This is a genomic window from Aquimonas sp., from assembly GCF_044377145.1.
Classification (GTDB): Bacteria; Pseudomonadota; Gammaproteobacteria; order Xanthomonadales; family Xanthomonadaceae; genus Aquimonas.
The window spans coordinates 1-9,751 of sequence record NZ_JBILJQ010000113.1 but is presented as its reverse complement, the minus strand read 5'-3'; the positions used below and the strand labels follow the sequence as shown (position 1 = coordinate 9,751).

Here is a 9,751-nt window from a genome sequence, read left to right as displayed (position 1 = left end):
AGCGCACATGCGCCCGCCACCGCCACGCCTCCGAACACGCCATCGACCGGTCCTCCGTTGGGGAAACCGGAGACGGTCGGGAGAATCAGGTAAGGAAGGTAGGTGAGGTGGGCGGACGCTTACGCTGTTCTTCGCGGTGCCGCGGGTGATGTTCGATGGCGTCGAGCCGTTCGCCGCGATGCGGGAGAGCGCACAGGCCGTAGCGGGGAGTTTCGGCGCCTTCGCGCTAACCGTGCTGACCCTGTTCGTGGCGCGCTTCGTGGTCAGCGTGGTGCTGGCAACAATCAGCCCGATGCTGGCGGTGCTGGTTTCCGGCGTGGTTTTCACGCCGCTGCTGGGTGCCGTGCTGTATGTCGCCTGGGCCGATGTGTACGGCGCGATCAGCGAACGTGAGGACACCGCATCCGACGGCGCGCAGGCGCCACCAGTGGGACCTCCCAGCATCGAGGCCTGAGTCGGGCATCCGAAGACGCAAACACGGTCGGGTTGCGGAGGGGCGCGAGCGCCGACGGCTCCACGCTGGCATGCATCGCGAACACCTTGCCTGTCAGCGTCCGTGTGGTGCGAGTCTCAAGCTTCGACGCCATACAACGAGTTTGATCGTGCGGCGCATGGTTCGCGTTCTGCGGCTCGGATGGCTGTCTGAAAGGCAGTCGTAGCCTGCTACCGGCGTCAGGCCGTTTCTGCCTCACGCCGCCGCAGCAGTATCCGGGTCGCGATGATGCCGACCTCATAGAGCAGGGCCATCGGAATTGCCAGCATCAGCTGCGAGATCACATCCGGCGGGGTGATGATCGCCGCCACCACAAAGGCGCCGACGATCACGTAGGGACGCGCTTCGCGCATCTGTTCAACCGTGACCCAGCGCAGAAGGCCGAGGATCACCACGGCCACCGGCACTTCGAAGCTGAAACCGAAGGCCAGGAACACCACCAGCACGAAGTCGAGATAGCGGCTGATGTCGGTCATGATCTCGACACCCTCCGGCGAGATGCCGGTCAGGAACGAGAACACGGTCGGCAGCACGAGGAAATAGGCGAAGGCTGCGCCGATATAGAACAGCAGGGTCGCCGTCACCAGCAGCGGCAAGGCAAGCTTGCGTTCGTGCCGATACAAGCCCGGCGCCACGAAGGCCCAGGCCTGATAGAGCACCGCCGGAATGGCGATGGTAACGGCGGCCACGAAGGCCAGCTTGATCGGCGCGAAGAACGGGCTGGCGACATCGATCGCCACCATGTTTGCGCCTTCCGGCAGCTTTTCCAGCAGCGGCTGCGCGATCACCGAATACAGACGATTCGCAAATGGAATCAAGGCGATGAACACCGCCAGCACGGCCAATACCGCACGCAACAGGCGGGTGCGAAGTTCGAGCAGATGCGAAAGCAGGGTTTGTTCGCCCGGCTCGGCGGCGGGGTTGGGTAGATCGCTCACCGTGGCACCGCCGGGCTGTGCTCATGCCGGCCGGCGTCGGGGCCCGTTCCGGGCTCGGTTCCAGGCTTAACGATCGGCGCTGTTTCGGCCGGAGTCGGAGACTCCGCCGCGCTTGATGCCGCAACGGCCGCAGGCACGCCTTGGACCGGCGCGTGAGTCTCTGCAGCCTCGGGCGAATCCATCATCAGCGGCTCGTTCAGGGCCTCGGACTGGCGCGCGCGTTCTTCCGCCGACAAACCGTCTTGGTCGATCGCGCCGGGCTGTGCAGGGGTGGGTGCCGGCTGTTCAAGCGCAAGGCCCTCGCGCACGCTGCTGGCGGTCTGCTGCAGGGTCGCGTGCACTTCGTCGAGCTTCAGACTGCGCTTGAGTTCTTCCGCGGCCAGCTCACGCTCGAATTCCGAGCGCACCGAATACCAGCTCTGGCGCGCCTTGCGCACGTAGAAGCCGACCGTCCGCGCAGCCTTGGGCAAGCGTTCTGGGCCCAGTACCAGCAGAGCGACGATGGCGATCACCGCCATCTCGGCCAAGCTCATCTCAAACACGGATTCAGGACTCAGTCGCGGCGATCAGCGGATTTTTCCGCCGCGACGCGCTCGGCCTCTTTGGCCTCATCCTCAATCTTTTTCCCGGGCAGCTCTTCATCCTGCATGCCCTTGCGAAAACTCTTGATCGCCGAACCCAGGTCACCGCCGACGTTGCGCAGTTTCTTGGTTCCGAACACCAGCACGATGACGGCCAGCACGATAAGCCAATGCCAGATGCTGAAGGCACCCATGAAGTTCTCCAATCGTTAGTCCCGGGAGCATAGCGCAGCGGGCACGACAGGGCGATGACGCCCAGCCCTGAAACCGCGCCGCTCAGCGGGCGGTGTATTCCTCAAGGCGGTCGCGGAAGTCGACGGCCTGGTCGGGGCTGACGCTGACGCGGCCCTCAAACACGGCCCGCGGCGTGGTGTTGCGACCGTAGCTGGCCTGATTGGCGCGATGGTCGATCGACAGCACTGCACCGTCGAGCGCAACGCCGGCAAACAGGCCGCGAGCACGCGAGTACGAGTAGATTTCGGCGCGCAGGTCGGAATCGGTCGAGGCCAGCGCATTGCGGCCGACCGGGCCTGCGGCCACCGATGCATCTGCGCCCAAGGCGAACTTGCCATTGACGATCGAGTCGACACCGCGCTCGCTGCGGAACACCAGCACCACATCGGTCGACTGCACGCCGGCCTGGAAGCCAAAACTGCCGCCGGTCAAGGTCAGGAAGGCCGGATGGCTCCAGCTGCCGTCGGGCGTGCGCACCGACACCACGCCGCGGCCACGGCGACCGCCGATGAACAGGCCAGCCTTGACGACATCAGGAATCACCGCGATCGCGTAGGCGTCCTCCAGCAAACGCTTGGGTACGGCACGGTCGGGGCTCTGCATGACTTCATCGAGCACACGAACTGCGTTTTCGAGCCGCTTCTCCGGCGGCGGGGCGGCCAGCGCGAGTGCCGGGACAATCAACAGGGTGAGCGCGAGCAGGGGCAGCGCTGCCAGACGATGAAGGCGCATTGATAACTCCGGTACTAGATGAGGGGCGTACGACTGGATAACCCGATCGTCGGAGGGACACTATGAAAAGTGCCGATGAACGCGGACTTATCGAAGCTCAGGTACGCCGTGCAGCCGCGCGAAGTTCAGCCGCGCCGCAAGCGAACACCAGCCAGCATCAGGAAGCCCAATGTGGCAAGCACCAAACCCAGCGGGCCGTAGGCAGGAACCGCCGCGGGCGCAACCGGCGAGGGCGGCGGCGGCGCTCCGCCCGAATCACAGGACGGAGGCGCAATCGCCAGGCCTTCCATCTGCGTAGTGGATGTCCCGGAACCCGCACCCGTAAGCGGCATACGGCGCAGCACTCGCCCTGAAGTCGGGTCCAGCTCAGCGACATCGTTGCGGAAAACCCAGTCGGCCCCTTCCGGCGGGGTCAGGTAATCGAGGGTGGCCCAGAGGCGGCCCTGCGCGTCGAAATCCAGGCCAGCGTCGTAGATCCGGCTGTCGAGCCCCAACGAACCCAAACGCTCAACGGCAAAGGTTTGAGTGTTGATCCGATAGAGGGCCTCGGTCCCGCCCACCGACACGCCGTAGAGAAAATTGTCTTTCGATGCCAAGCCCGTCAACAACGGACCGCCGGAGATGACTTGCTCGACCCTGCCGTCCGCACGATCCACGCGCCACAGGTGGCCCAGCGTATCGGAAGAGAGCCACAGGCGGCCGTCGCACGTCGTCGCCAGACCGTAGTCCAGCTGACCGCCCAAGCCGGGGCCAAGTCCGTTCAATCTGCTGAGCGGCGCGACAAAACTGCCCGCTCCGGTGCGCGTGTCGATCCTGATCAACAGATCCGAAATACCGCCGTTGACACTGGTGCCGTCGGCCGCGCCGTACAGGACACCGTCTGGATGAAAAGCAAGACCTTCCATGTCGAGGAAGCCGGTTGCGCCGATGCGCACCGCTGCCCCGGTTTCCATATTGATGCGAAAAAGCGAATCGGTCGCCGTGGCCACGTCGTAACCCGAGGCGTAACCCACGGTCTGCGCGCTGGCAAGGCCAGCTAGCAACAGGCCGGGCAACACGGGCAGCCATCGATAAACAGGGCGCATGGACTGCACTCCACAGGGCGGGTCATTTTCGCGTAATCGTCACGGCGCTCTGGTGGCGCCTCGGGCGAGAATAGCAGCCCCTCCGGTGCCTGAACAGGCATCGACACGTGAAATTTCCTTGCCTTTCAATCCACAGGAGCTTTGCCCCATGAGCTATATCGGCCGCGCCGACTACCGCCACGGCAGCCCGGAAAGGACGGCCATCCTGCTGGTCAATCTGGGCACACCCGACGCCCCGACCCCGGCAGCCGTGAGGCGCTATCTGGCCGAGTTCCTGAGCGACCCGCGGGTGATCGAACTTCCGCGCGCGCTGTGGCTGCCGCTGCTGTACGGGGTGATTCTGCCGTTTCGCTCGCGGCGCTCGGCCAAGGCCTACGCACGGGTCTGGACCGAACAGGGCTCGCCGCTGATGGTTCACACCCGCGATCTGGCGACCAAGCTGCATGCCGAGCTTTCGGCCGATGGCCGCCCGCTGGAAGTGCGGATGGCGATGCGCTACGGCTCGCCGTCGATACCCTCGGTGCTGGCCGAACTGCGCGAGCGCGGCATGCGCAAGCTGCTGGTGCTGCCGCTGTATCCGCAATTCTCTGCCACCACCACCGCGACCGTGTTCGACGCGATCGCCGACACGCTGAAGAGCTGGCGCTGGCAGCCGGAGCTGCGCTTCATCACCGACTACCACCGTGAGCCGGCCTGGCTGGACGCGGTCGCCGACAGTGTGCGTGCGCACTGGGCCGAGCACGGCCGCGGCGACCGACTGCTGTTCTCGTTCCACGGCATTCCCAAGCGCTACTTCATGAATGGTGATCCCTATCACTGCCTGTGCCAGTTCAGCGCACGCGAAGTCGCCCAGCGGCTGGGGCTCAAGCGCGAAGACTGGCAGCTCAGCTTCCAGTCGCGGGTCGGCCGCGAGGAGTGGCTGCGGCCCTACACCGACGAAACCATGGCCGCCCTGCCCGCCCAGGGCGTCAAGACGGTGGATGTGATCTGCCCCGGCTTCGCGGTCGACTGCCTCGAGACCATCGAGGAAATCGCGATGGAGAACGCCGAGATTTTCCAGCACGCAGGCGGCACTGCGCTGCGCTACATCCCTGCACTCAATGCCAGCGACGCGCACGTGCAGGCCCTGTTGCCGCTGCTGCGACGGCAGGGTGCGGGCTGGGCGGAACTGGATATAGCCGCATGGCCGCCGGGCAAGCACACCACCGAGGAGACCGAACGCGCGGCGCGCTTCGACAGCTTCCAGCAGGAGACCTCGCGGCGTGCTTGAACTCAGTTTCGATGGACCCAGCGGTCGCCTCAGCGCTCTGCACTTCACACCACGGTCAGCTCCCGAACACGCTCCACGACGGGTGCTCGCCCTGCACGGATGGCTCGACAACGCTGCAAGCTTTCACTCGCTGGCCAGCGCATTGCCCGAACTCGACCTGGTGGCCCTGGATCTGGCGGGTCACGGCCATTCCGGCTGGCGCCCGCTCGGCGCCGGCTACGCTCTGGTCGACCACTTGCAGGATCTGGTTGCGGTGCTGGATCAGCTGCAGTGGCCATCGTGCACGTTGATCGGCCATTCAATGGGCGGCGCCATTGCCAGTCTGCTGGCGGTGGCCGCGCCCGACCGGGTCGACGCCCTGGTCTGCATTGATGCACTGGGGCCCTTGAGCCTGCCCGAATCGGAGTCGCCCGGACGCCTTCTGCGCGCGTTGAAGGCACGCACCGAGCCCGCACCGCGGCGGCGAGTGTTCAGCAGCATCGAAGACGCCACCACGCAGCGAGCGCGACTGAACGGTCTGACGCCGGAACAGGTGCGTCCGCTGGTCGAACGGGCGCTCAGAACGGTGGATGAGGGCCATATCTGGGCCGCCGATCCACGTCTGCAGTGGCCCAGTGCGGCACCGATGAGCGAGGCCCAGGTCCGCGCCTGCCTGCAGGCGATCCGACAACCGACACTGGTGGTCGCCGCCGAAGAAACCGATCCGCGGCTGCCACGCCTCGAAGTCATTGAACGCCTCGCCTGTGTGCCGCAGGCACAGGCTCATCGACTGCCGGGTGGTCACCATCTGCACCTGTCCAACACCGCGGCGGTGGCTGCCTTCATCCGCGAGTTCCTGGGCGGGTCGACCTGAACAATCGCGGGGCCGTTCAATCGCTGCGTTGCGATGTCCTTCAACATCGGGACTGTGCTGCCAGCCGGCCGCCATGCCGATCCGTCGTCAGTCCTGCTGCGCTGTGCAAGCCCAGCGCGGCGCTGGCATAGAATCGGCCCTCACTCACCGCTCACGGCGACCTTCGACCCATGTGCTCGATCCTCGGCATTGTTGACCTCCGCTCCGACCCGGCCGCGCTGCGCACGCAGGCACTGGATCTCTCCCGCCGCATGCGCCATCGCGGCCCGGACTGGTCGGGGGTGTATGCCAATGAGCGCGCGATCCTGGTCCACGAGCGTCTGGCCATCGTCGGCGTCGATTCCGGCGCGCAACCGCTGCTGTCGCCGGAAGGCACGCAGGCGCTGGCGGTCAACGGCGAGATCTACAACCACCGCCAGCTGCGCGCGGCGCTGGAGGCCGACTACGCCTTCCAGACCCACTCCGACTGCGAAGTCATCCTGCCGCTGTACCGCAAGTACGGGCACGACTTCCTCAACCAGCTTGAAGGCATGTTCGCCTTCGTGCTGTGGGACGACGCCGCCGGCCGCTGGCTGGTCGCGCGCGATCCGATCGGCATCATTCCGCTGTATTACGGCCATGACGCGCACGGCAATCTGTACTTCGCTTCCGAACTCAAAGCGCTGGCACCGGTGTGCAAGGAAGCCCGTGAGTTCCCGCCCGGCCACTACTGGGCCTCGGGCGATGCCGAACCGACGCGCTACTACCACCCGGGCTGGCGCGAGTACGCCTCGGTGAAGGACGGCCCAACCGACCGCACCGCCCTGCGCGCAGCGTTCGAGAGCGCGGTGAAGTCGCACATGATGAGCGACGTGCCCTATGGCGTGCTGCTGTCCGGCGGCCTGGATTCGTCCCTGGTCGCCGCCATCGCCAAGAAATACGCCGCCCGCCGCGTCGAGGAAGACGAGAAAACCGAAGCCTGGTGGCCGCAGCTGCACAGCTTCGCGGTCGGCCTGCTGGAGTCGCCGGACCTCAAGGCCGCGCGCGAGGTCGCCGCCCACATCGGCACGGTGCATCACGAATTCCACTTCACCGTACAGGAAGGCATCGACGCGCTGTCGGACGTGGTCTACCACCTCGAAACCTACGACGTCACCACCATCCGCGCCTCCACCCCGATGTACCTGATGGCCCGCCGCATCCGCGCGATGGGCATCAAGATGGTGCTGTCGGGTGAGGGCTCGGATGAACTGTTCGGCGGCTACCTGTATTTCCACAAGGCGCCGAATGCCGAAGCCCTGCACGAGGAAACCGTGCGCAAACTCGACAACCTGCACCTGTTCGACTGCCTGCGCGCCAACAAGTCGATGTCAGCCTGGGGCGTGGAAGCACGCGTGCCCTTCCTCGATCGAACCTTCATCGACGTGGCCATGTCGCTCAACCCGGACGTGAAACTGTCCGGCAAACAGCGCGGCCGGATCGAAAAGCAGTTCCTGCGCGAAGCCTTCGCCGGCTACCTGCCCGACAAGATCCTGTGGCGGCAGAAGGAACAGTTCTCGGATGGTGTCGGCTACAGCTGGATCGACTCGCTCAAGGCCCACGCCGAAGCGAACGTCAGCGACGCCCAGTTCGAAAGCGCACGCTTCCGGTTTCCGTACAACACCCCGGCGACCAAGGAAGCCTACTTCTACCGCGAGCTGTTCGAGCGCCACTACCCGCAGGCCTGGGCCGCGGAATGCGTGCCCGGCGGCCCCTCAGTGGCCTGCTCCACCGCCGCCGCCCTTGAATGGGACGCCAGCCTGAAAAACATCGTCGACCCCTCCGGCCGCGCGGTGCAGGCGGTGCACGACCAGGCGTACTGAAGCGGCGCGAGCGAGAGTGTTTCCACAGCTCGGCACGGGTGAAAACCAATCGCAGTCGCTCCCTGGCGACTGTGCCTGGCACGCGTTTGATGTGGAATCGGTGACCGGTTTTCGTCGGATGCGCACTGCTTGCGCTGTAGTGCGCGGCCGCCCCGCCACCTCTGATTCCTCGGCCATGAGCGGGTCACTCCGCAACAGAGAGCCTGGCCTTGCGCACCACCTTCGCCACCGAGCTGAAATGCAGCCCGAAGTGATCGCCGATCTGCTGGTAGCTATAAGCGCCCGTCGCGTATGCGACGGCGATGGCGGCGTTGCGATGCGGGTGCGCGCGCTGGATCGCATCGAGGCTGGGCGGGGGCGGTCGACGTTGGGCACGCGGCACCGAAACGCTCTCGGAGACGGTGCCGGCCTTCAGGCTGCCCGCGACGAAGTTCTCGTCACCGAGAAACACTTGCGAGCGCAGCTGTTTCCAGATCGAGTCGGCGCCAATGCCGTCGGCCACGAAAGCGATGTAGCGGCGCACGGCCTCGGCACGCGTTGAGTCGAACCCCGCCAGCACGCCATCGGTGGCCAGCCACGGCGGCGCCTCTTCCGCACCGATCATCGCCCGGTAGCTGCTCCAGGCCCAGGCGCCGGGCTCGGTGACAAGATTCGCCCGCACCGGGTTCAGCACCACATACCGCGCCAATTCGAGCAGGTAGCTGTCGCGATCCACCAAGATCGCCTTGTAGCGCCCCTGAAACAGATGCCCCACCCGACCATGCCGACGATTGCTGTCCTGGGTATAGACCCCGTTCAACTGGCGCATGCCCTTCGACAGATTGCCGTCGGGCGTCTCGATGACAAGGTGGTAATGGTTGCCCATCAGGCACCAGGCGTGGCACACCCAATTGAACACCCCCGCCACCTGCCCCAGCACCTCAAGAAACCGCCGCCGGTCCTCGTCATCCTCGTAAATCGCTTCCCGCCGATCACCACGCGAGGTCACGTGATACAGCGCACCGGCGAACTCTAGGCGGAGGGGGCGGGACATGGTGGGGAGCCTGCGCTGGGTTGAGGTCTAAAGTATAGACCTGACCCCTTCGTGCGATCCGTTCCACGCCAGAACTTCAAGCGCTGCGCAGCACGCCCGGGATTGGAGTCATTCTCGGCAGCACGATCCTGCTGGAGACGGGCGAAATCTCACGCTTCGAGAGCGTCGGCGACTACGCCTCGTACTGCCGCATGGTCGAGAGCACACGCCTGTCGAACGGCAAGAAGAAGGGCAGCGGCAACGCCAAGTGCGGCAACCGCTACCTGAGCTGGGCTTGGATCGAAGCCGCGAACTTCGCGATCCGCTATAGCCCTGAGATCCGCCGCTGGTTCGATCGCAAGGCGAGCAAAAAGCCACGCCCGGTCGCGATCAAATCGGTGGCCCACAAGCTGGCCCGCGCCGGCTACCACCTGATCAAGGACGGAGGCCACTTCGATGTGAAGCGGGCCTTCGGATAAGCACACCGGCGGCGCCTGAGGTCGGAACATGGGGTTGGCTTGCAACCACCAGATCTGAATGATCCAGGCGTCGTCGGACCCGATTCAAAGGCAGGGGCCGCCTGCCCGGCGTAAGCGTCCGCCCACCTCACCTACCTTCCTGACCTGATTCTCCCGACCGTCTCCGGTTTCCCCAACGGAGGAGCGGTCGATGGCGTGTTCGGAGGTGCGGCGGTGGCGGGCGCATGTGCGCT

At 65.5% G+C, this 9,751-nt stretch carries 10 protein-coding genes and 1 pseudogene; 5 read left to right on the top strand and 6 right to left on the bottom strand.

All coding sequences use genetic code 11. The features are described from left to right. The first annotated feature begins 148 nt into the window (after nucleotides 1–148). On the top strand, nucleotides 149–454 hold the full coding sequence (locus tag ACIQ7H_RS20825) for a hypothetical protein (RefSeq protein ID WP_395795169.1): 306 nt from the start codon (nucleotides 149–151) through the stop codon (nucleotides 452–454). Between the two features lie 218 nt (nucleotides 455–672). On the opposite strand, the gene tatC is transcribed toward ACIQ7H_RS20825, so the two are convergent. The 5 genes and pseudogenes from tatC to ACIQ7H_RS20800 all read right to left on the bottom strand — a co-directional run bounded on the left by tatC (nucleotide 673) and on the right by ACIQ7H_RS20800 (nucleotide 4,063). Further along, the gene (tatC, locus tag ACIQ7H_RS20820; protein WP_395795167.1) at nucleotides 673–1,431 is read right to left on the bottom strand and encodes a twin-arginine translocase subunit TatC; all 759 of its coding nucleotides are present in this window, start codon (nucleotides 1,429–1,431) and stop codon (nucleotides 673–675) included. Continuing rightward, nucleotides 1,428–1,964, bottom strand: a complete 537-nt coding sequence (gene tatB, locus ACIQ7H_RS20815) for a Sec-independent protein translocase protein TatB (protein WP_395795173.1) — start codon at nucleotides 1,962–1,964, stop codon at nucleotides 1,428–1,430. Before tatB ends, tatC begins: the two co-directional genes overlap by 4 nt. 20 nt (nucleotides 1,965–1,984) lie before the next feature. Further along, a complete protein-coding gene (gene tatA / locus ACIQ7H_RS20810; protein ID WP_395795165.1) occupies nucleotides 1,985–2,206 on the bottom strand; it encodes a Sec-independent protein translocase subunit TatA in 222 nt (73 codons plus the stop codon). Nucleotides 2,207–2,291: 85 nt separating this feature from the next. After that, a pseudogene (locus tag ACIQ7H_RS20805) lies at nucleotides 2,292–2,978 on the bottom strand (lipid-binding SYLF domain-containing protein); the annotation flags it as partial. 125 nt (nucleotides 2,979–3,103) lie between these two features. Continuing rightward, nucleotides 3,104–4,063: a hypothetical protein gene (locus tag ACIQ7H_RS20800; protein WP_395795163.1), complete on the bottom strand. Its 960-nt coding sequence runs from the start codon at nucleotides 4,061–4,063 to the stop codon at nucleotides 3,104–3,106. 148 nt (nucleotides 4,064–4,211) lie between these two features. Here ACIQ7H_RS20800 and hemH point away from each other — a divergent pair, with 148 nt between their 5' ends. The 3 genes from hemH (at nucleotide 4,212) to asnB (ending at nucleotide 8,027) form a co-directional block, all read left to right on the top strand. Then, nucleotides 4,212–5,333 carry a ferrochelatase gene (gene hemH / locus ACIQ7H_RS20795; protein WP_395795161.1) on the top strand — a complete coding sequence of 374 codons (1,122 nt, stop codon included), beginning with the start codon at nucleotides 4,212–4,214 and terminating at the stop codon, nucleotides 5,331–5,333. Next, the gene (locus ACIQ7H_RS20790; RefSeq protein WP_395795159.1) at nucleotides 5,326–6,186 is read left to right on the top strand and encodes an alpha/beta fold hydrolase; all 861 of its coding nucleotides are present in this window, start codon (nucleotides 5,326–5,328) and stop codon (nucleotides 6,184–6,186) included. The genes hemH and ACIQ7H_RS20790 overlap by 8 nt, the downstream gene beginning before the upstream one ends. Nucleotides 6,187–6,356: 170 nt before the next feature. Next, nucleotides 6,357–8,027, top strand: coding sequence for an asparagine synthase B (asnB, locus tag ACIQ7H_RS20785; protein ID WP_395795157.1), 1,671 nt, complete (start codon nucleotides 6,357–6,359; stop codon nucleotides 8,025–8,027). Nucleotides 8,028–8,211: 184 nt separating this feature from the next. Here asnB and ACIQ7H_RS20780 read toward each other — a convergent pair whose 3' ends face one another. Next, a complete protein-coding gene (locus ACIQ7H_RS20780) occupies nucleotides 8,212–9,060 on the bottom strand; it encodes a transposase (protein ID WP_395795155.1) in 849 nt (282 codons plus the stop codon). A gap of 56 nt (nucleotides 9,061–9,116) precedes the next feature. Between ACIQ7H_RS20780 and ACIQ7H_RS20775 the strand changes: the two genes are divergently transcribed. Next, the gene (locus ACIQ7H_RS20775) at nucleotides 9,117–9,518 is read left to right on the top strand and encodes a transposase (protein ID WP_395795171.1); all 402 of its coding nucleotides are present in this window, start codon (nucleotides 9,117–9,119) and stop codon (nucleotides 9,516–9,518) included. Nucleotides 9,519–9,751 lie beyond the last annotated feature (233 nt).

Excerpts from the sequence above, each read along its gene's own strand:
- tatA (WP_395795165.1), bottom strand. The coding sequence starts at position 2,206 with ATGGGTGCCTTCAGCATCTGGCATTGGCTTATCGTGCTGGCCGTCATC.
- hemH (WP_395795161.1), top strand. The coding sequence starts at position 4,212 with ATGAGCTATATCGGCCGCGCCGACTACCGCCACGGCAGCCCGGAAAGG.
- tatB (WP_395795173.1), bottom strand. The coding sequence starts at position 1,964 with ATGAGCTTGGCCGAGATGGCGGTGATCGCCATCGTCGCTCTGCTGGTA.
- ACIQ7H_RS20825 (WP_395795169.1), top strand. The coding sequence starts at position 149 with ATGTTCGATGGCGTCGAGCCGTTCGCCGCGATGCGGGAGAGCGCACAG.
- asnB (WP_395795157.1), top strand. The coding sequence starts at position 6,357 with ATGTGCTCGATCCTCGGCATTGTTGACCTCCGCTCCGACCCGGCCGCG.
- ACIQ7H_RS20780 (WP_395795155.1), bottom strand. The coding sequence starts at position 9,060 with ATGTCCCGCCCCCTCCGCCTAGAGTTCGCCGGTGCGCTGTATCACGTG.
- ACIQ7H_RS20800 (WP_395795163.1), bottom strand. The coding sequence starts at position 4,063 with ATGCGCCCTGTTTATCGATGGCTGCCCGTGTTGCCCGGCCTGTTGCTA.